This is a genomic window from Limnoglobus sp. (genome assembly GCF_059499385.1).
Genome location: NZ_JCABYM010000054.1, coordinates 1 through 20,171 on the forward strand (window position 1 = coordinate 1; position 20,171 = coordinate 20,171).

The window sequence follows — 20,171 nt, forward strand, 5'->3', positions numbered from 1 at the left end:
GGGGGGGGGGGGTGGGTCGCGGGTGTGGGGGGGGGGGGGGCGCGGGCGCGGGGGGGGGGGGGGGGCGCGCCCGCCCCCCCCCCAAGCGAGTCCCTCCCAGTAAGGATCGCGTCCGAGGGAGGGAAGCTAACCCCCTCCCTAACCCTCCCCCCCAAGGGGGGGAGGGAACAAGAAAAGACGGTGGGCCTCAAGGCCCCGTCGGACGAAGGCGTGGCGTGAGTCAGACCCGAGGACAGCAAACCGTGAACGCGACCCCGCAATTGAAGCTCCGCGTCCTGTTTGTGGACGACGAGCCGCACCTCCGCGAGTTCATGAAGACGGAGCTGCCGAGGCTCGGCCACGACGTGACCGTCTGTTCGGACACCCGCAGTGCCGTCGAGACGATGCAGCGGGCCACGTTCGACGCCGCCATCCTCGACCTGAAGATGGAGCACGACACGTCCGGTCTGCAAGTGCTCGCGCACCTGAAGCAGGTGTCGCCGGACACGGAAGCGGTCATCATGACCGGGTACGCCAGCCAGGACACGACGGTGACGGCCCTGCGGCTCGGCGCGTTCGACTACCTCACGAAGCCGTGCAAGCTGGCGGACATCGAAGGCCTGCTGATGCGGATCGTCGAGAAGAAGAAGCTGAGCAACCAGGCGGCCGCCCTGCACACGCGGGTCGTCGCGGCCGAGGGGCCGGGGATGCTCGTCGGGGCCAGCCCGGCCATGATCCCGGTCCAGCAGTTCGTCAACACCGTCGCCCCGACGGACGCGACCGTCCTCATCACCGGCGAGACGGGCACGGGCAAGGAAGTGGTGGCCCGCTCGATCTTCATGCGGTCGCACCGGGCGGCGATGCCGTTCGTGCCGGTGAACTGCGGGGCCGTCGCGCAGACGCTCGCCGAGAGCGAGCTGTTCGGTCACCGCAAGGGGTCGTTCACCGGCGCGGACAAGGACCGCAAGGGGATGTTCGAGGTCGCCAACGGCGGCACGCTGTTCCTGGACGAGTTGGGCGAACTCGACAAGAACATTCAGGTGAAAATGCTGCGGTTCCTGGAGTCCGGCGAAATCCGGCGGCTCGGGGACACCGACCCGCTGACGACGGACGTGCGGGTCGTCTGCGCGACGAACCGGGACCTGAAGAAGGAGATCGCCGAGGGGCGGTTCCGCGAGGACTTGCTGTTCCGGCTGAACACGTTCCACATCCACCTGCCCCCGCTGCGGGAGCGGCCGGAGGACATCGCGGAGTTGGCGAAGCACCTGCTCGCCCGGCACGCGAAGCGGCCGGCCGAGGCCGTGGCCGGGCTGCTGACGGCCGAGGCGCTCGGGGTGATGGCGCACTACTTCTGGCCGGGGAACGTGCGGGAGTTGTCGAACGCGATGGAGTACGCGTGGATCGTCAGCGGCGGTCGGCCGATCTCGTCGGCGCACCTGCCGCACGACGTTCGCACAGGCCGCCAGGCCCCGCCCGCGCCCGTGACGTTGCAGTTCCCGACGCCGACGTTCGCCCCGCCGCCGCAACCGGCGGCCGCCGCGCCGCTCCCGCCGCAGCCGCGGGGCAAGACGCTGGAGGACGTGGAGATGGAGTACATCCTCCAGGTGTACGCGAAGAACAACCAAAACAAGCAGGCGACGGCGACGGAGTTGGGGATCAGCCTGAAGACGCTCTACAACAAGCTGCACAAGTACGAGGACGAGCGGCAGCGGCGGGCGGGGTAAACGAAGAAAGCCCAGGGTCGGCCGACCCTGGGCTTTGCGATTTCAAATCCAATCACTTCGACTCGATGGCGATGTCGATCGTGTTCGGGCTGCCGGCCTTCACTTCCGCGATCAGCGGCGTCGTCGAACCCTTCGTGTACTTCTCCGGCAACTGCGACTTCTCCGGGTGCTCGCCGTCGTAGTAGCCGCGGCCGGTCTTCACGACCGTCACACGGTACTTCCCGGCCGGCGCGCCGTCGAACTTCTCGTAGCTGCTCAGCGTGAACTCGCCGTCCTTGCCGGTCAGGCTGTCGGCCGACACGTTGCGGAACCCGGTCGGCGCGTTCTGCTGGACGAACGTGATCGTCACCCCGGCCACCGGCTTGCCGTCCATCGTCACCTTCCCGGTGACGGCCACCAGCGGCTGCTTCTTCACCACCGTGCCCGGCTCGTTGACCTCCGGCAGTTGCAGGTTCTCCGGCAGGATGCCGTCCATCAAGATGTTCGCGATGAGCGGGCCGTCCGGCTTCATCGTGATCCACGTCAGGTGGTCGAACTCGCCGTACTCCGGGCCGCGGAGCTTGCTGCCGCCGCCGGTCGTCGCGAGCTGGTAGTAGTTCATCCCGTTGCGGACGTACTTCTGGTACCGGTGGACGTGCCCGCAGAACACCGTGTACTTCCGCCCCTCGAGCGCCTTCTCGATCCCGAGCCAGCCGTTCTCCTCCAGGTCCTTCGCCGCCCACAGCGGCTTGTGGACGAACAGGAGCGTCCAGTTCACCCCCTTGTTCTCGTCGAGCGCCTTCTTCACCGCCTCGACTTGCTTCTCGCTCACCTTCGACGCCTTGCCGTCCTCGCTGTTGACGCTTAGGAACAGCGTGTTCTTGTACGTGAAGTGGTAGTAGCTCTTGCCGAACCGCCCGCCCCAGAACTCGACGAGCTTCGTGTTCGTCATGTCGTGGTTGCCGGGGACGTAGAAGAACGGCATCTCCAACTTCTTGGCGTAGGCGTCGAACTCGTCCCACTCCTTCGTGATCGCCTCCACGTTCGTCTTGTACCCCTCGACGAGGTCGCCGACGGACATGACGAACTCCGGCTGGAGCAGGTTCAGTTGCTGGACGGCCTTCGCGAAGACGTTGGCCCGGTGGCCGCCGGTGCGGTCGGACACGATGGCGAACTGGAACTGGTCGTTGGAGACCGGGGGCTTCAGGTGCGTCCACGGGTTCTTCTCGTCCGTGACGACGCGGAACGGCCCGTCGGCCTTCGGCGTGCCGTCGGCCGGGGCCTGGCGGGACAGGGCGACCGTCGCGGCGAGGACGGCGACGACGGTGACGCCGAGAAGCAAGCGGTTCATGAGGACGTGCTCCGGGTGGGAAGGCTGGGGAAAAGCTAATCGGCCGGCGGGGGAAATGGAATCCCCCGCCGGCCGATTCATCGAACTTTCGCACAGGTCAATCGAGTGAGAACGTCTCCCCGCCGGCGCGGGTGACGAGGGCGATGACCACCGGGCCGGTCGTCGTGTCTCGGAGGAAGCTGACCGATCCGTCACACCGCAGCATGTTCGCCCCACCGGTGTGGAATGCGTACGGGGCGGCGTGGTTGGAAACGTTGACGATGTTGCACCCGGCCGCGGCGTCCGCTTGGTTGTTCGTCGCGTTCAGCGCGTACCCGCGGACGAAGGACACGCCGTTCTGGTCCGCCCATGTGCCGCGGGCGAACTGGCTGGCGTCGCCGACCGACCCGACCCCGCCGACCGGGACGACCGGGACCGGGGACATGGAGATGTATTGGGCGGCCGTGGACGGCGTCGGCCCGAGGTTCCGGCCCTTCATGTAGATCGCCAGACCGCGGCCGGCGATCTCGGTGAAGAACAGCGTGTTGCTCGTCCCGTCGGTGATGGCAAGGAGGGCGTTCCCCTGTTTTTCCGTCGGCGTGCCGGCCCGCGTGCTCAGCGCCCCGGTGGCGTACCGGGAATCGTTCGCGGCCATCACCGGCGAGTTGAGCGGGTTGCCGCACCGGGTCGTTGCCAGCAGGGCCTCGTCGAACCCGGTGAACGGCCAGTAGTCCGTCCGGGAGTATCGGTGGCCGGTGTTCCCGAAGTACCCGGTCATGATGAGGTCGTAGTTCGCCAGGTCCATGCCGGACGGCGTGGACGGGCACACGAACACCTTGACCGGCGTCGCCCCCGCGATGTTCGACGCGCCGGGGGCGGGGGCCGGCAGGTTCACCGGGTCGATGATCGACCGCTGCAGGTTCACGAGCTTCGCTAGATTCTCCTGCTCGATGTGGGGGGCGATCAAGACGATCGACGTGAACCCTTGCCGTTGGTTGCCGTACGGGTTGCCAGACGGGGCGACGGTGAAGTCGAACCCCCACGGCGGGAGCTTGCCGTTGGCGCTCTCGTAGCTGTGCAGGGCCAGCCCCAACTGCTTTAGGTTGTTCTGGCAGCTCATGCGGGCGGCGGCCTCGCGGACCTTTTGGACGGCGGGGAGGAGCAGCCCGATCAGGATCGCGATGATGGCGATCACCACCAGCAGCTCGATCAGCGTGAACCCGGAACGCGGACGAGGACGGATCATGATAACCTCCGGAGGGGACCGCCGGCGGCGTGGCTAAAAGGGAAAGGGAGCCAAGCCCCGGACGACGGGAGAAAGCCCTCACCCCGGCAGTATGACGAGAAGATTTCGGGAAGTCACCAGAAATTTTCAAATGGTTACCGGGCCGGGGCGAAGTGCTTTTTTACGATCGCCTTCGCCGTCCGGAGGCCGTCCACGGCCGCCGACACGATCCCGCCGGCGAACCCGGCCCCCTCGCCGACCGGGTACAGGCCCGGCACGCCCGGCGACTCGCGGGTGTCCACGTCCCGGTCGATCCGCACCGGCGAGCTGCCCCGCGTCTCCGGCCCGAACAGCACCGCGTCTGCCAGGAACCGGCCCTGCCACCGGCGGTCCATCTGCGGCAGCCCGGCCGCCACCGCCGCCGCCACGACCGGCGGCAGCAACGCCCGCAGGTCCGCGGAGACCACCTCCCGCGGATAGCTCGTTTTCGGTAGCGTCGGCGTCGCCCGCCGCGCGAGGAAGTCCGTCGCCCGCTGCCCCGGCGCGGCGTACCGGCCGCGGCCCAGCTCGAACGCCAGCTTCTCGTACTTCTGCTGGAGTCGAACGCCGGCGAGGATGTCCGTCCCCTCGAACTGCTCGACCGGCACGGTCACGACGAGGCCGCTGTTCGCGAACGGCGAGTCCCGCTTCGACAGGCTCATCCCGTTCGTGCAGAAGTACCCCTCGTCCGACACGCTCGGGATGATGTACCCGCCGGCGCACATGCAGAACGTGAACAGGTCGTTCGCCCCGCGGGCGACGAGCGAGTAGTCGGCGTTGCCGAGCGCGTCCTCGTAGTGCTCGTGCCGGTAGCCGTACTGCACCTCGTTGATGACGGCCTGCGGGTGCTCGATGCGCACGCCGAACTGGAACGGCTTGAGCGTCATCGGCACGCGGCGGGCGGCGAGCATCTCGTAGGTGTCGCGGGCCGAGTGGCCGGTCGCCAGTACCAGCACCGACGTGGGGATGAACCCGGACGACGTGGCGACGCCCTTCAGCCCGGCGTCGTCGAAGTGTAAATCTTCGACCGTCGTGAGGAACCGGACCTCGCCGCCGTACTCCTCGATCCGCTGGCGGATCGCCTTCACGACGGCCGGCAGCCGGTTGCTGCCAAGGTGCGGCCGGTGGTAGTAGAGGATGTTCGGCCGCCCGGCCTGCTGCCCCTTGCATTCGGCGAACAGTTCGAGGACGCGGTGGAAGTCGGCCCCGCTGCCGCGGCAGGTGAGCTTGCCGTCCGAGAACGTGCCGGCCCCGCCCTCGCCGAACAGGTAGTTGCTGGTCGGGTCGAACGCGCCGCCGGCGTCGAACCGCTTCACGTCCCGGATGCGGTCGCTGACCTTCGTGCCGCGCTCCAGCACGATCGGCCGATAGCCGTGCTTCGCGAGAAAGTACCCGCAGACGAGGCCGGCGGGGCCGCTGCCGACGACGACCGGGCGGTGCGGCAGCGGCGTCGGGCCGGGGTCCGGCATGGCGAACGGCGGGTCGTCGAACGGCTCGACGCGGGCCGGCCCGAACGCCGGCGGCCGCGGCGACACGCCGGGGTTGAGCGCGACCTCGAAGTTGTAGACGAACTTGAGTTGCCGCTTGTCGCGAACGTCGAGCGACTTGCGGAGGATGCGCCAGTGGTGTACGTCCGCCGGCGAAACGCCGACGGCGCGGGCGAGCTGGGCGGGCAGGTTCGCTTCCGGTTCCTCGACCGGCAGCGCGAGGTTTGCGACGCGGAGGGCCATGTATTCAGAATAGTGAACCGAACCCCAGCCGAGGTTTTCCGGCCTGAAGGGCCGGTTCTTAGAGCGAAGGCCGTCAGGCCTGGAAGAGCGAGTAGCAACGCCGCGGCCCTGAAGGGGCCGTTCATTCGAGGGCGAGCCTCAGAATGAACGGCCCCTTCAGGGCCGTGATGTTGTGTGGCGGTCGGGTCCAGGCCTGACGGCCTTCGCTCTAAGAACCGGCCCTTCAGGCCGGAAGCAGCATTACTTCCCCGGCACGGTCCACAGGTGGAGCGTGTACTCGTCGCCGTCGTCGCCCATGACGTTGATCGTCTTCTCCGGCTTCCACTCGCCGAGCGTGAACCGGTGCGACACCACCCGCGTCCCCGGCTGCAACAGCTTCTTCAGCCGCGGCTCCAGCAGCTTGCCCAACTCGTCGCTCATGTAGATCATCACGACCGACGCGTCGGCCAGGTCCTTGATCTCCAGCACGTCGCCCTGCCGGATCTCGACCTTGTCCTCGAGCTTCGCCTTCTTCACGGCCTCCGTCGATTCCTTCACCCGCTCCGGGTCGAGGTCGATGCCGACGCCGGCCAGCGCCTTCGCGTCCCGCACGGCGGCGATCACAATCCGGCCGTCGCCGCAGCCGAGATCGTAGACGATGTCGTCCTTGCCGACGGAGCCGAGTTTCAGCATCTGGGCCACGATGTCGTCCGGCGTCGGCACGAACCGGATCACCACCTTGTCCGTCGGGTCGTCCTTCGTCAGGTCGGCGACGATCTGCGTCTCCGTCCCCTTGAACGTAACCGTCTTCTTCCGGGTGATCGTGTTGTAATTGTTCGGCTCGAACTTGATGACGATCTCGTACTCGTAAGTCTTCTTCGGGTCGAGGCCCACCACGTCGAACTCGCGGACCTTGCCGGTCGTTTTCATCAGCTGGTTGTCGATCTTCAGCTCGGCCGTGTCGTTCGGGACCGTCACCTTGAGGACGGCCTTGCCGAGTTTCTTTTCGTCGGCCTTCTTGTCGTCCGCCTTCTTCTCCTGGGCGGCGGCGTGGAAGGACACGGCGGCCATCGAGAACGCGGCGGTCAGCGCGAGCAGGCCGGTGCGGAACGTGCGGGGCATGGTCGGTTTCTCCCGGTCAGGAATAGGGTGATTGTCGCACCCGGCCCGGCGGATGGCAATTTGCGACCGCGGCCGGGCGTGATTTTTCACCACCCGGCTACCGTCCTATATAGTTTTGAAGTCGCAAAACCCCGCCGGCAAGCCGGCGGCTATATAGAGCAGCGAACGGAACGCGGTTGCCGCGGCGAAAAGTTCTGCGATAATCGCCACGAACCCGCCCCGCCTCACGTTTTCACGAGAACACCCATGCGCCGGCTGCGACTCTACCTTCTTCTATCCGCGTTCGCCGCGATCTCCGTCACCGCCGCCGACTGGACCCGGTTCCGCGGGCCGAACGGCGACGGGACCGCCAGCGACCCGATCCCGCTGAAGTGGACCAAGAAGGACAACGTCCGCTGGGCGCAGGAGCTGCCCGGCAGCGGGAACTCCTCCCCGATCATCGTGAAGGGCAAGCTGTTCCTCCAAACCGCGTCCGGCGACGGGTCGAAGCGGGCGCTCGTCTGCCTCGACGCGGCGACCGGGAAGCCGGTCTGGGAGCGGGCGTTCGGCGGGCAGCCGGCGAAGGTCCACCAGAAGTCGTCGCTGGCGTCCTGCACGCCGACGAGCGACGGAACGCTGATCTACTGCGCCGTGTGGGACGGCAAGGCGGTAGCCGTCCACGCCGTCGATTTCGCCGGCGAGCCGAAGTGGGTGGCGAAGCTCGGCAGCTTCGAGAGCCAACACGGGGCCGGGCTGTCGCCGATCGTCCACGACGGCAAGGTGTACGTGAACTTCGACCAGGACGGCGGGGCCGAGGTCGTGGCGCTCGACGCGAAGACCGGGGAGAAGGCGTGGAGCCAGTCCAGGAAAGCGTACCGGGCCTGCTACTCGACGCCGGTGCTCCGCGAGCCGTCGCCGGGCAAGTTCGAGGTCGTCGTGTTCAGCACGGCGGGGGCCGCCGGGTACGACGCGAAGACCGGGGCGATCAACTGGAACTGGACCATCCCCTGGAAGGACGGCGAGATGGCCCTCCGGTCCGTGGCGTCGCCGCTGCTCGCGGGCGATTCCGTCGTCTGCCTGACCGGCGACGGGAGCGGCAGCCGGTACTGCGCGGGCATCACGATCAACGGAACCGAGGTGAGCGTCGATTGGGAGAAGCGGTCGAGTAAGCTGGCCCCCTACGTGCCGTGCCCGGTGGTGAAGGACGGCCACATTTACTGGGTGACGGACCAGGGCGTCGCGGAATGTTTGGAGCTGAAGACGGGGAAGATCAAGTGGTCCGAGCGGGCGACGAACAGCGCCGTGTCGGCGTCGCCGGTGCTGGTCGGTGACAAGTTCGTCATCGTGGACGAGCGGGGCAAGGCGGTCGTGCTGAAAGCGAACCCGACGGCGTTCGAGAAGGTCGGCGACGGGGACATCGGCGAGGCCGTGTTCGCGTCCCCGGCGGTGGCGGACGGGAAGTTGTACATCCGCGGGGCGAAGCACCTGTTCTGCATCCAGGGCAAGGGGGCGTAACAATAGTAGTAGGCACACTCCGTGTGCCGTCCGCGGGGTCGAGTCTTCGAGAACCCGCGAGAGCTGTTGGTGAGAGGGAGCAAACGGCACACGGAGTGTGCCTACTACTATGTCCCGCATCGTCGTTGTCGGCGGCGGCCTCTCCGGCCTCGCCGCCGCGTACCGCATCCGTGAACGCCTGCCGGCGGCCGAAGTCGTCGTCCTCGAATCGGCCGACCGGCCCGGCGGGAACGTCTGGACGGAGTACGAAAACGGTTACACCGTCGAACTCGGCCCGAACGGGTTCCTCGACTCGAAGCCGTCCACCCTCGACCTGTGCCGGTCCCTGGGACTCGCCGACCAGCTCATCCCCGCGAGCGAGGGGTCGCGGAAAAACCGGTTCCTCTTCCTGAACGACCGCCTCCACAAGCTCCCCGCGTCGCCGCTCGGCATCCTCCGCACGCCGCTCCTTTCCGTCGGCGGCAAGCTGAAGCTGCTGACCGAACCGTTCCGCGGCCGGCCGCAGAACCTTCCCGAAGATGAAACGGTCGCCGCCTTCGCGACGCGGCGGTTCGGCCGCGAGACGGCGGACACGTTCATCGACGCGCTCGTCACCGGCATCCACGGCGGCGACCCGACGCAGCTGAGCGTCGCGGCCGCGTTCCCCCGGCTGCCGAAGTTCGAGCGGGAGGCCGGCAGCGTCATCCGCGGCTTCCTCCGCGCGTCGAAGGAGAAGCGGCGCGCGGCGGAAGCGGCCGGGTTACCGAAACCGGGGCCGCCGCGGATGTGGTCGTTCCGCGCCGGCCTCCGCGTGCTGATCGAGGCGCTGGCGAACGCCGTCCCGGTGAAGACGGGCGAGAACGTTCGGCGAATCGAGAAGACGCCGACCGCTTGGCTGGTCCGCGGCGACGGCGCGGGGGCGTGGCCCGCGGACGCGGTCGTCGTGACGTGCCCGGCCCACCGGCAGGCGGAGTTACTCGCGGACGTGGACGCGGAACTCGCGGCCGAGATCGCGGGCATCGGGTACACGCCGATCGCGGTCGTCGTCCTGGGTTATCGGCGGGCCGACGTGCCGCACGACCTGGACGGGTTCGGGTACATCGCCCCGCAGCGGACGGGGCGGGACGCGCTCGGCGTGCAGTGGTGCTCGTCCATCTTCCCGGACCGCGCCCCGCCGGGGTTCGTGACGTGGCGGGTCCTTTGCGGCGGCGTCAACCGCCCGGACGCGCTGGCGTGGGACGACGAGACACTTCTACGGAAGGTTCACGACGAGATGAAGGCAACGATGGGGGTCCGCGGCGAGGTGACGTTCCACCGGATCGTGCGGTGGCCGAAGGCGATCCCGCAGTACGTCGTCGGCCACCTGGCGCGGGTCGGCCGGATCGAGGCGGCCGCGGCCCGCCACCGCGGGCTGATCCTCGGCGGCAACGCCTACCGCGGCGTCGCGCTGAACGACTGCACCGAGCAAGCGGAGCGGATCGCAGAGTTGTTCTTGTAGGGCGGGTCAAGGCTTTGCGCCGACCCGCCGTCGGTGACAGCCGCCCCGGCGGGTCGGCGCAAAGCCTTGACCCGCCCTACGAAGACCCGCCGGGGGTCGCGACCCCCCGTCGAGAAACGACGAGTCGGTCGGGACCGTGGCGGCGGGTCGGCGCAAAGCCTTGACCCGCCCTACTTCTTCCCCTTCTTGACCGGCGGTTCGGGGTCGGGCTTCTTGCCATCGAAGCAGCCGTAGGTGTTGAGCAGGATGAACCAGAGCGGGATCGACAACAGCCACAGCCCGGCCGCGATCAGCCCCCACTGCTTCTTCTGCTGCCGCGCTTCCTCGGCCGTCATCCCCCGCCGGCGGGTCACCGGCCGGGTCGTAGCCCGCGAGAAGTCCGACAGGTCGCCGGACGCGGACGAATCCGGCTGCACTTCCGCGGCCGGGGCCAACATGTGCTCGCCGTCGCCGGTCGAGCCGTGGAACGGCTGCACGTCCCACTCGCTCGGCAGGGCGACCGGGGCAAGGTCGATCGGCTTCTCCGTGACCAGCTCCGGCGGGATCGGCTGCGCCACCACCGGCGCGGCGTTCGTCAGCAGCGTCGGCGGCTCCGGCCCGAGAATGCTCGACTCGGCCGGCTTCGGGCCGACCGGGGCCGGCGGGGCCGCGGCCGCCGGCGCGATGAATCGCGCCAGCCGGTCGATCACGACGGCCATCGACGGCCGCAGGTCCGGGTCCTTCGCGATCATGCCGCCGACGAGGTTCACCAGTTCCGGCGGCAGGTCCGGGCGGAGCAGCGGCAACGGCAGCGGCCCGCCGGCGGTGACGTTCGTTAGCATCTCGGCCGCCGTTTTCGCCTGGAACGGCGGGCGGCCCGTGAGCAGGAAGCTGAGCGTCAGCCCGAGGCCGTACACGTCCCCGGCGACGGTCGCGTCGCCGGCCGCCGCGCGCTCCGGCGGGAGGTACGTCAGCCGGTCCGGCGGGAGGTCGTTCGCCGCCGGCCAGGCGGTCATCGCCGGACGGCGGGGGACGAGGCCGAACTCCGCGACCTTGACCGCCGCCGTCGGCGCGGGCCGGAACAGCGGCGTGCCGTCCGCCTTCAGCCGGTTCGACTGCGCGAGCGGGGCGACGTACAGGACGCCGGGCCGCACGTCGCCGTGGGCGTGGCCGCTGCGGTGCGCCGCCTCCAGCCCCTGGGCCGCCTGCCGGACGAACTGGCACGCCAGGAACGCCGGCATCGGCCCGATGTCCCGCACGAGCTGTTCGAGCGTCGCCCCCTCGTAGGGTTCCAGCACGACGAACAGCTGGTCCTCGTAGGCCCCGGCGTCCAACAGCGTCTTGAGGTGGCGGTGCGTGATCGTGCTGGCGTGCTGCGCCCGCTGGACGAACGCGGACAGGTTGTCGGCCGGGGCGAGCCACTCGGTGTCGATCCGCCGCAGCACGATCGGCGTGCGGAGGCTGGGGTGCTTCGCCGTCAGCTCGAACCCGCCGGGGCAGGGGCCGCGGTCGTCGAGGATCGGGTACCCGGCGAACGACAGCTCCCGGCCGCGGCCCTCGCGGATGCGGGCCGATTGGAACGGCGTCAGCAGCCCGCGGGCGACGAGCGCCTCGCACAGCGCCGGCAGGTTCTCCTGCGGCACGGCGGACTGGCGGACCAGGTCTTGCACCTGGTCGGTCGGGAGCAGGCGGTTCTCGCGGGCCAGGTCGAGGAACGATTCGACGGAATCCGATGGCATTCGCGGCAATCTCGGAGGGGCGGCGGCGGAACCTTATTGTAGCTCACGAACCGGGCCGCGGGAAACGGCCGGGCGGACCGACTTAGTATGGAGACGAAACTTCGACCCGGAGAGTTCCCGCCCGTGACCCGCACCGCCGCGCTAATTTACCCGCACCAGCTGTTCGACCCGCACCCGGCGGTCGCCGGCGCGGCCGAAATCGTGTTCGTCGAGGAGCCGCTGTTCTTCACACAATACGCCTTCCACCGGCAGAAGCTGATCCTGCACCGCGCGGGCATGAAGCGGTACGCCGCGAAGCTGGCGGCGGCAGGACACAAGGTTCGGTATCTCGAATCGGCCGACGTGCCGACGACGGCGGCCGTGGCGGAGCAGCTGGCGAAGTGGAAGGTGGCGACCGCCCGCGTCGTCGATCCGTGCGACGACTGGCTGTCCCGCCGGCTGGCGGCCGGGTGCGAGAAGCACGGCGTCAAACTGGTGACGCTCACGGACCCGCACTTCCTCACGCCGCAATCGGAGATCGAGAACTTCGTCCGCGGGAAGAAGAAGCTGTTCTTCACGGACTTCTACATCGCCCAGCGGAAGCGGCTCGGCGTGCTGCTCGACGGCGACAAGCCGGTCGGCGGAAAGTGGAGCTTCGATCCGGAGAACCGCAAGAAGCTGCCCGCGACGGTCGCCGTGCCGGACGTGACGTTCCCGAAAGAGGACGAGTTCGTCCGCGAGGCCCGGAAGTACGTCCGCACGAACTTCCCGAAGGCCGTCGGCGACGACGAACCGTTCCGCAACCCGACGGACCACGCCGGGGCCGAGGCGTGGCTGAAGGCTTTCGTCGCCGAGCGGTTGAACCAGTTCGGCGACTACGAGGACGCCATCAGCGCGAGGCACGCCGTCGCGTTCCACGCCGTGCTGACCCCGATGTTGAACACAGGGCTGATCTCGCCGCGACAGGTGATCGACGCCGTGCTGAAGGCGAAGGGCGTGCCGCTGAATTCGCTCGAAGGGTTCACGCGGCAGGTCATCGGCTGGCGGGAGTTCGTCCGGCTCGTGTACCTGACGCACGGCCGCCGGCAGCGCACCCGCAATTACTGGAAGCTGACGCACGACATCCCGGCCGCGTTCTACGACGGCACGACGGGCATCGACCCGGTGGACCACGTCATCCGGCAGGTGCTGCGAACCGGGTACTGCCACCACATCGAGCGATTGATGGTCCTCGGCAACTTCATGCTCCTGTGCGACGTGTCGCCGGACGCGGTGTACCGGTGGTTCATGGAGCTCTTCATCGACGCCTACGACTGGGTGATGGTCCCGAACGTGTACGGCATGAGTCAGCACGCGGACGGCGGGCTGATGACGACGAAGCCCTACGTCAGCGGGTCCGGCTACGTGCTGAAGATGAGCGACTTCAAGAAGGGGCCGTGGTGTGCGGTCTGGGACGCGCTCTACTGGCGGTTCATCGACAAGCACGCCGCGTTCTTCGCCGCGAACCCGCGGATGGCGGTGATGGTGAAGATGAAGGAGAAGTTGGGGGACAAGCTGAACGAACACCGCCGGGTCGCGGCGGCGTTCCTGAAGAAGCTGCACGCATAGGGTGGGTCGAGTCTTCGAGGCCCACTTTACTTGAGCAGCTTCACCACGTCGTCCGCGCCTTGCGTCTGCGCCAGGCTCAGCGGCGTGTTCCCGGCCTTGTCCTTCGCCTTCGGGTCGGCCCCGGCCTTGAGCAGGTATTCGACCATCTTCGTCCGCCCGGCCAGCGCCGCGAACATGAGCGCCGTCTGGCCGCTGTCGTTCGCCGCGTTTACGTCCGCCTTCGCCGCCACGAGCGCCTTCGCGATGGCGACCTCGCCCTTGAAGGAAGCCGCGGTCAGGGCCGTCAGCCCCATTCGGTTCTTCGCGTCGATCTCGACGCCCTTCTGCTTCAGGATCACCGCCACGGCGTCGGCCCGGCCGTTGTACGCGGCCACCGTCAGCAGCGTGTCGCCGCGCTTGTTGGCGTCGTTGACCGGGCGGCCGGCCGCGAAGTATTCCTTCAGCGTCACCGCGTCCCCCTCGCGGGCGGCCTGGAACGCGATCTCTTGCAGCTTCGCAGCGACCTCCGGCGTGATCGCGACCGCCTTCGGCGGTGTGAGGGTCAACGTCGCGGCAATCAGGATCGTGGGAAACATGGCGGTGAGTTCCTGGGAAGGAAGTGTGCCATATATAGCCGCCGGCTTGCCGGCGGGGGCTAGTCGTCTCAAAAACCCCGCCGGCAAGCCGGCGGCTATATGAAGATGCCCCCCAGCCCCTGAGCGGCGGGGCCAGGGGGCGTGGTTCGACTACTCCTTCAACTGCTCGGCCGCCGCCTTCACGGCGTCCACCTCGACGTTCACGGCCTTCGCCAGCCGCGTACCGTAGTCGGCGTTCGCCTTATAGAAGTGCGACACCATCGCCAGCTTCACCTTTTCGTTCTTCACCTTCCCCAGGTCGCCGGCCAGGTTCTTGATGAGGTTCGCCTTCTGTTCGTCGGTGAACGACAGGTACAGGTCGCCGGCCTGCTTGAAGTTCAGCGTCTTCGCGATCGGCTGCTGTACGACCGTGCCCTTCAGCGGGGCCTTGCTGTACTCCTTCTCGCCCGTGTCCCGGCGGCCGCCGGTTGTCACGCTCGGCTCGTAGTTCACGTCACTCGTCGTCACGCCGAAGTTCATCTTCCCGTCCTGGTTGTTGTTGCTCACGTCCGCGTAGGGGCGGTTCACCGGCAGCATCAGGTAGTTGATCCCCACGCGATACCGCTGCGTGTCGGCGTAGCTGAACAGCCGGCCTTGCAGCATCTTGTCCTCGCTCGGCTCGATCCCCGGCACGACCATCCCGGGAGCGAACGCCGCCTGCTCGCTGAACTGGAAGAAGTTCTCCGGCACGCGGTTCAGCGTCATCTTCCCGACCTTCACCTCCTCGATCCCCGGCCACGTCTTCGTGTCGTCGAGCGGGTTGAAGTCGAACTTGTCCAGGTCTTCGGGCTTCATCATCTGCACGCCGAGTTCCCAGCTCGGGAAGTTCCCCTTCTTGATGTTCTCGTACAGGTCCTCGGTGTGGCCGCTGTGGTTCTTCGCGCTCGCGGCCGCGGCCTCCTCGCCGGTGTACGTCTTGTGCCCCTGCATCGACCGCCAGTTGAACTTCACGTAGGTGACCTCACCCGCGGCGTTCACCCACTTGAATGCGTGGACGCCGAACCCGTCCATCTGCCGGAGGTTCGCCGGCGTCCCCTGGTCGCTGTACACGAACGTCAGCATCTGCGTCGATTCGGGGACGTGGCTGAAGAAGTCAAAGAACCGGTTCGGGTCCTGTTGGTTCGTGATCGGACTCGGCTTCAGGCTGTGGACCATGTCCGGGAATTTCATCGCGTCGCGGATGAAGAACACCGGGAGGTTGTTGCCGACGAGGTCCCAGTTGCCTTCCTCGGTGTAAAACTTGACGGCGAACCCGCGGGGGTCGCGGAGCTGCTCCGGGCTGCCGCCCGGATGGATGACGGTGCTGAACCGCAGGAACACCGGCGTCTTCTTGTCCTTCGCGCTGAAGAGCTTCGCCTTCGTGAACTTCGACTGGTCGCCGTAGCTGACGAACTCGCCGTGCGCCCCGACGCCGCGGGCGTGGACGACCCGCTCCGGGATCCGCTCGCGGTCGAACCGGGCGAGCTTCTGAATGAGGTGGAAGTTGTCGAGCGTGACCGGCCCGCCCTCGCCGGCCGTGCGGCTGTTCTGGTTGTTCCCGACCGGCTGGCCGCCGTCCTCGGTGATCGGCTTCTTGGGGGCCTCCGCCGGTTGCTGGCCGAAGGCGGGCGGCGCGGCGACGCCGACGAGGGCCGCGAGGAGCAGTTTCTTCAGCATGATCGACTCCCGAAGAGGAAAGGCGAGATCGTCAACGCGAGATCATACTAGCCGCGACCGGGCGATAGCGTGTATCACTAGATCGGATACCTCCGATTGTCGGGACCTATTGCCGTGGAACTGCACCAACTTCGGTACTTCGCCGCCGTCGCCCGGCTGGGAAACTTCACCCGCGCCGCCGAGGCGTGCCACGTCTCGCAGCCGACGCTCAGCCAACAGGTCGCGAAGCTGGAGTTGGAACTCGGTACGTCGCTGTTCGACCGGACCGGCCGCGGGGCGACGCTCACCGACGCGGGGCGGGCGTTCCAGGAGCGGGTCGAGTACGCGCTCGGGCTGCTCGACGACGCGCGGGAGGCGCTGCGGTCGGCCGGGAAGGCCGAGCGGCTGACGGTCGCCGCCATCCCGACGATCGCCCCGTACCTGCTGCCCGGCGTGCTGGTGACGTTCGCCGGGCTGCACCCGGCGGCGCACGTCGAGGTGAAGGAGTACACGACGGAGGAGTGCCTGAAGCACCTGACCGACGGCGAACTGGACGTGGCCGTGCTCGCGCTGCCGGTCCGCGGCGACCACCTGGCGACTGAGGCCCTGCTCACGGAGGAGTTGCTCCTCGCGGTCCCGGCGAACCACAAGTTGGCGGCGAAGCCGCAGGTGCGGCTGAAGGACCTGACGGACGAGCCGTTCGTGCTGCTACACGAGGCGCACTGCCTGTCCGAGCAGGCGCTCGGGTTCTGCGCCCGGCACGCGCTGGCCCCGCTGGTGACGGCGCAGTTGCACCAACTCGGCACGGTGCTGGAACTGGTGCGGCTCGGCCAGGGCGTGTCGCTGGTCCCGGCGATGGCGGCGAGGCAGGACCGCGACGCGGGCCGCGTCTACCGGACGATCTGGGGCGACAAGCCGACGCGGACCGTCGGCGTGGCGTGGAGCAAGCTCCGGTTCCGCGGCCCGCTGTTCGAGCCGTTCGTGGAGTGTTTGCGTGATAGGATCGCGTAAGGTAGGCCGTGCCCACCCTGGGATTTACGGCTTACGTTCTGACTCCTTCTTCTTGGCCTCGTCTTGACGTTTCTTCTCGGCCTCCTCCGCTTGTTTCTTGGCGATGTACTCGGCGGCTCGCTTTTTAGTTTTCTCATTCCGTTCAAGAATCTCTTTCGTCTGCTTCTCCATGATCCCAGCCTTACGTTTCAGATCGTCAACAATTTTCCGTTTTTCAACAAGGTCCGCTCGTGCCCTTTCGATGAAATCCCTAACTGCTTCCTGACTGGGTCCGCCCATTAGCATGCCGGCGCTCGCGATGATTGGGAACATGTATTTGCCCTCGGTTAATGTTGAATAGCAGGCAATTACAGCTCTGCGGGTAGATTGCTTGGTATGCTTACAGGTACGCTAAGAGGGATTATGTATATATTATACATATTCGTTGCCTGGAAGTAGAGTTCGGCCATCTGATTCATCGTCCCGATCCCGTAATTCAAGCTGTCAATAAGACCTTCGAGATCGGCGTACAACCCATTGTATCCAAGAGGCCCTGACACAACCTCGGTTCGGCCCTGATCTGAAAAGCGTCGCCGGAGGTTGTGTCAGGGCCTCTTAGGTGTGGAATAGAAACTAGCGGCGGGGTTATCCGATCACCGAGGCCAACGCAAGTATTTTTCAAGCGAGTCTTGGAAAAATTGCCAGCCATCGTATTTTTGTTCACGGCTCCTGCCCCTCTTTCATAGCACGGCCGGGGCGTTTTTCGTTTCGCGGCCCGCGCCGCCCGACTACACTACCGCCGTCGTCCGTTGCCCGTGGACCCGCATCGCACCACTCTCCGGGAAGCTCACCGATGGCCGTCACCAACCCCCGCCTGTTGTTCGAGAAACTCAACCTCGTCTGCCGCAAGGCCATCGAGTCGGCCGCCGGGCTGACGCTCTCCCGGACGCACTTCGAGGTCGAGATCGAGCACTGGCTGGTCAAGTTCCTGGAGCAGCCGAACACCGACATCCCGCTCATCATCAAGCAGTACGACGGCGACTTCCCGGCCATCCGCAAGGAGTTGGAATCCGCGCTCAACCGGTTCAAAACGGGCAACAGCCGCGCCCCGGCCCTCTCTACGGACATCCTGAACCTGATCCGCGAGGCGTGGGTCGTCGCGTCCGTCGAGTGCGGGGCGTCCGGCATCCGCAGCGGCCACCTGCTGGCCGCGCTGCTGAGCGACGAGAAGCTGAAGCAGTGGATCAGTCGCAGCTCGCTGTCGCTCGTCCGCATCAACGGCGAGCAACTGCTCAAGGACTTGAAGGCGCTGCTGCCGAAGCTGCCGAGCGACGAGTTCGACACCGCGCCGACAGCCGCGACGACCGGCGGCGGCGAGGCCGGCGGCGACCCGGCGGCGGGCCGCAGCCAGGGCGCGCTCGACCAGTTCACGGTCAACCTCACGGAGCGGGCGAAGCAGGGGAAGATCGACCCGGTCGTCGGCCGCGACCCGGAGATTCGCCAGGTCATCGACATCCTCACCCGCCGGCGGCAGAACAACCCGATCCTGACCGGCGAGGCCGGCGTCGGCAAAACGGCCGTGGTCGAGGGGCTGGCCCTCCGCATCGCGGCCGGCGACGTGCCGCCGCCGTTGAAGCCGGTCATTCTGCGAACGCTCGACCTCGGCCTGTTGCAGGCCGGGGCCGGGGTGAAGGGGGAGTTCGAGAACCGGCTGAAGAACGTGATCGAGGAGGTGAAGAGTTCGCCGCAGCCGATCATCCTGTTCATCGACGAGGCCCACACGCTCATCGGCGCGGGCGGGCAGCAGGGCCAGGGGGACGCCGCGAACCTGTTGAAGCCGGCACTGGCGCGGGGCGAGCTACGGACGGTCGCGGCCACGACGTACGCCGAGTACAAGAAGTACTTCGAGACGGACGCGGCCCTGAAGCGGCGGTTCCAGCAGGTGAAGGTGGACGAGCCGGACGAGCAGAAGGCGACGCGGATGCTACGCGGCCTGACGAAGATGCTGGAGAAGCACCACGGCGTCCGCATCCTGGACGAGGCCGTGAGCGGGGCGGTGAAGCTGTCCGTGCGGTACATGCCGGACCGCCAGCTGCCGGACAAGTCGATCAGCCTGCTGGACACCGTCTGCGCCCGCGTGAACCTCAGCCAGAGCGCCACCCCGCCGGCCGTGGAGGACGTGACCCGCGAGATCGAGCACCTGACGACGGAGATCAACTTCCTCGAACGCGAGGGCAAGGTGTCGGCCGGGAACCCGGAGCGGCTGAGCGAGTTGAAGCAGCGGAAGCAGATCAGCGAGGAGCTGAAGGCGAAACTCGACGAGCAGTTGAAGAAGGAGTCGGAGGTCGTCACGAAGATCCGCGAGCTGCGTTCGACCATCGAGAAGGCGGCCGGCGAGGAGAAACCGCCGGAGACGCTCGACCGCGACCGGGCCGAACTCGCGCGGCTGTCCGCGGAGCTGTCCGCGATCCAGGGGGAGAAGCCGCTCGTCTACCCGGTCGTCGATTCGCAGGCCGTCGCCGAAGTTCTGTCGGGCCTGACCGGCATCCCGCTCGGCAAGATGGTCCGCGACGAGATGAAGACGGTGCTCGCGCTCGGCGACAAGCTGTCCGAGCGGGTCGTCGGCCAGGACCACGCGCTGGAGGCGATCGCGCAGCGGATCCGCACCGCCCGCGCCGACCTCGGCGACCCGCGGCGGCCCCTCGGCGTGTTCCTCCTCGTCGGCCCGTCCGGCGTCGGGAAGACGGAGACGGCGATGGCCCTCGCCGACCTCCTCTACGGCGGCGACCGGAACATGGTCATCGTGAACATGTCCGAGTACAAGGAGTCGCACAAGGTGTCGCGGCTCGTCGGCACGTCGAAGGGGTACGTCGGGTACGGCGAGGGGGGCGTGCTGACGAACGCGGTCAAGAACCGGCCGTACAGCGTCGTGCTGCTGGACGAGGTGGAGAAGGCCCACGAGAGCGTGCAGGAAATCTTTTACCAGGTGTTCGACAAGGGCGTGTTGCAGAACGACGACGGCGACGACGTGAACTTCAAGAACACGATCATCCTGCTCACCGCGAACGTCGGCACGAACACGATCATGAAGGTCTGCTCGGACCCGAAGAAGGTCCCGTCGCCGGAGGAACTCGAAGAGATTCTGCGGCCGGACCTGCTGAAGGCGTTCAAGCCGGCGCTGCTCGGGCGGATGAAGGTGGTCCCGTACTTCCCGCTCCGCGAAGAAGTTTTGAAGAAGATCATCGAGCTGAAACTCGGGGCCATCGGCGACAGGCTAAAAGAGAACCACAAGGCGACGTTCGAGTACAGCCCGTCCGTGGTGGAAACGGTCGCGGCCCGCTGCACGGAGGTCGAGAGCGGGGCGCGGAACGTGGACCACATCCTGACCGGGACGCTGCTGCCGAAGCTGTCGCAGGAGGTGCTGGTCCGGATGGCCGACGGCAAGCCGGTGCGGCGGGTGAAGGTCGGCGTCGGCCCGGACTCGCAGTTCACGTATGACGTGGAGTGAGCGGCAAAGGCGAGCGGGGGGCGTAAGCCCCCTGATTCTCC

14 protein-coding genes are annotated in these 20,171 nt (G+C 67.4%); 6 read left to right on the forward strand and 8 right to left on the reverse strand.

Going from position 1 to position 20,171, the window contains the following annotated elements; translation table 11 throughout:
- Nucleotides 1-242: 242 nt before the first annotated feature.
- A complete protein-coding gene (locus AC5JJ2_RS10160) occupies nucleotides 243-1,703 on the forward strand; it encodes a sigma-54-dependent transcriptional regulator (RefSeq protein WP_495857870.1) in 1,461 nt (486 codons plus the stop codon).
- Between the two features lie 52 nt (nucleotides 1,704-1,755).
- Here the strand turns inward: AC5JJ2_RS10160 and AC5JJ2_RS10165 are convergent, their stop codons facing one another.
- The 4 genes from AC5JJ2_RS10165 to AC5JJ2_RS10180 all read right to left on the reverse strand — a co-directional run bounded on the left by AC5JJ2_RS10165 (nucleotide 1,756) and on the right by AC5JJ2_RS10180 (nucleotide 7,107).
- Complete coding sequence (locus AC5JJ2_RS10165) at nucleotides 1,756-3,033, reverse strand: metallophosphoesterase (protein ID WP_495857871.1); 1,278 nt, start codon at nucleotides 3,031-3,033, stop codon at nucleotides 1,756-1,758.
- A 97-nt stretch (nucleotides 3,034-3,130) separates the two neighbouring features.
- A complete protein-coding gene (locus AC5JJ2_RS10170) occupies nucleotides 3,131-4,258 on the reverse strand; it encodes a DUF1559 domain-containing protein (protein WP_495857872.1) in 1,128 nt (375 codons plus the stop codon).
- 134 nt (nucleotides 4,259-4,392) lie between these two features.
- The gene (locus AC5JJ2_RS10175) at nucleotides 4,393-6,006 is read right to left on the reverse strand and encodes an NAD(P)/FAD-dependent oxidoreductase (protein ID WP_495857873.1); all 1,614 of its coding nucleotides are present in this window, start codon (nucleotides 6,004-6,006) and stop codon (nucleotides 4,393-4,395) included.
- A 240-nt stretch (nucleotides 6,007-6,246) separates the two neighbouring features.
- Nucleotides 6,247-7,107, reverse strand: a complete 861-nt coding sequence (locus AC5JJ2_RS10180) for a TIGR03000 domain-containing protein (protein WP_495857874.1) — start codon at nucleotides 7,105-7,107, stop codon at nucleotides 6,247-6,249.
- 246 nt (nucleotides 7,108-7,353) lie between these two features.
- Here AC5JJ2_RS10180 and AC5JJ2_RS10185 point away from each other — a divergent pair, with 246 nt between their 5' ends.
- Nucleotides 7,354-8,601, forward strand: coding sequence for an outer membrane protein assembly factor BamB family protein (locus tag AC5JJ2_RS10185; protein WP_495857875.1), 1,248 nt, complete (start codon nucleotides 7,354-7,356; stop codon nucleotides 8,599-8,601).
- 109 nt (nucleotides 8,602-8,710) lie between these two features.
- A complete protein-coding gene (gene hemG / locus AC5JJ2_RS10190) occupies nucleotides 8,711-10,078 on the forward strand; it encodes a protoporphyrinogen oxidase (RefSeq protein ID WP_495857876.1) in 1,368 nt (455 codons plus the stop codon).
- A gap of 170 nt (nucleotides 10,079-10,248) precedes the next feature.
- On the opposite strand, the gene AC5JJ2_RS10195 is transcribed toward hemG, so the two are convergent.
- Complete coding sequence (locus AC5JJ2_RS10195) at nucleotides 10,249-11,796, reverse strand: serine/threonine protein kinase (protein ID WP_495857877.1); 1,548 nt, start codon at nucleotides 11,794-11,796, stop codon at nucleotides 10,249-10,251.
- 123 nt (nucleotides 11,797-11,919) lie between these two features.
- Between AC5JJ2_RS10195 and AC5JJ2_RS10200 the strand changes: the two genes are divergently transcribed.
- Nucleotides 11,920-13,383 carry a cryptochrome/photolyase family protein gene (locus AC5JJ2_RS10200; RefSeq protein WP_495857878.1) on the forward strand — a complete coding sequence of 488 codons (1,464 nt, stop codon included), beginning with the start codon at nucleotides 11,920-11,922 and terminating at the stop codon, nucleotides 13,381-13,383.
- 26 nt (nucleotides 13,384-13,409) lie between these two features.
- Here the strand turns inward: AC5JJ2_RS10200 and AC5JJ2_RS10205 are convergent, their stop codons facing one another.
- Complete coding sequence (locus AC5JJ2_RS10205) at nucleotides 13,410-13,958, reverse strand: ankyrin repeat domain-containing protein (RefSeq protein ID WP_495857879.1); 549 nt, start codon at nucleotides 13,956-13,958, stop codon at nucleotides 13,410-13,412.
- A 150-nt stretch (nucleotides 13,959-14,108) separates the two neighbouring features.
- On the reverse strand, nucleotides 14,109-15,653 hold the full coding sequence (locus tag AC5JJ2_RS10210; RefSeq protein ID WP_495857880.1) for a catalase: 1,545 nt from the start codon (nucleotides 15,651-15,653) through the stop codon (nucleotides 14,109-14,111).
- 114 nt (nucleotides 15,654-15,767) lie between these two features.
- On the opposite strand from AC5JJ2_RS10210, the gene AC5JJ2_RS10215 reads away from it, so the two are divergent.
- The gene (locus AC5JJ2_RS10215; protein ID WP_495857881.1) at nucleotides 15,768-16,643 is read left to right on the forward strand and encodes a LysR family transcriptional regulator; all 876 of its coding nucleotides are present in this window, start codon (nucleotides 15,768-15,770) and stop codon (nucleotides 16,641-16,643) included.
- A gap of 24 nt (nucleotides 16,644-16,667) precedes the next feature.
- On the opposite strand, the gene AC5JJ2_RS10220 is transcribed toward AC5JJ2_RS10215, so the two are convergent.
- Nucleotides 16,668-16,955 (reverse strand): hypothetical protein, encoded by a 288-nt coding sequence (locus AC5JJ2_RS10220; protein WP_495857882.1) that lies wholly within the window; start codon nucleotides 16,953-16,955, stop codon nucleotides 16,668-16,670.
- Nucleotides 16,956-17,475: 520 nt separating this feature from the next.
- Here AC5JJ2_RS10220 and tssH point away from each other — a divergent pair.
- Complete coding sequence (tssH, locus tag AC5JJ2_RS10225) at nucleotides 17,476-20,130, forward strand: type VI secretion system ATPase TssH (RefSeq protein WP_495857883.1); 2,655 nt, start codon at nucleotides 17,476-17,478, stop codon at nucleotides 20,128-20,130.
- Nucleotides 20,131-20,171: the final 41 nt, after the last annotated feature.

Bases quoted from the DNA above. Each gene is read 5' to 3' on its own strand.
- AC5JJ2_RS10180 (WP_495857874.1), bottom strand. From the start codon at position 7,107: ATGCCCCGCACGTTCCGCACCGGCCTGCTCGCGCTGACCGCCGCGTTC.
- AC5JJ2_RS10170 (WP_495857872.1), bottom strand. From the start codon at position 4,258: ATGATCCGTCCTCGTCCGCGTTCCGGGTTCACGCTGATCGAGCTGCTG.
- AC5JJ2_RS10195 (WP_495857877.1), bottom strand. From the start codon at position 11,796: ATGCCATCGGATTCCGTCGAATCGTTCCTCGACCTGGCCCGCGAGAAC.
- AC5JJ2_RS10175 (WP_495857873.1), bottom strand. From the start codon at position 6,006: ATGGCCCTCCGCGTCGCAAACCTCGCGCTGCCGGTCGAGGAACCGGAA.
- hemG (WP_495857876.1), top strand. From the start codon at position 8,711: ATGTCCCGCATCGTCGTTGTCGGCGGCGGCCTCTCCGGCCTCGCCGCC.
- tssH (WP_495857883.1), top strand. From the start codon at position 17,476: ATGGCCGTCACCAACCCCCGCCTGTTGTTCGAGAAACTCAACCTCGTC.
- AC5JJ2_RS10220 (WP_495857882.1), bottom strand. From the start codon at position 16,955: ATGTTCCCAATCATCGCGAGCGCCGGCATGCTAATGGGCGGACCCAGT.
- AC5JJ2_RS10210 (WP_495857880.1), bottom strand. From the start codon at position 15,653: ATGCTGAAGAAACTGCTCCTCGCGGCCCTCGTCGGCGTCGCCGCGCCG.
- AC5JJ2_RS10205 (WP_495857879.1), bottom strand. From the start codon at position 13,958: ATGTTTCCCACGATCCTGATTGCCGCGACGTTGACCCTCACACCGCCG.
- AC5JJ2_RS10165 (WP_495857871.1), bottom strand. From the start codon at position 3,033: ATGAACCGCTTGCTTCTCGGCGTCACCGTCGTCGCCGTCCTCGCCGCG.
- AC5JJ2_RS10185 (WP_495857875.1), top strand. From the start codon at position 7,354: ATGCGCCGGCTGCGACTCTACCTTCTTCTATCCGCGTTCGCCGCGATC.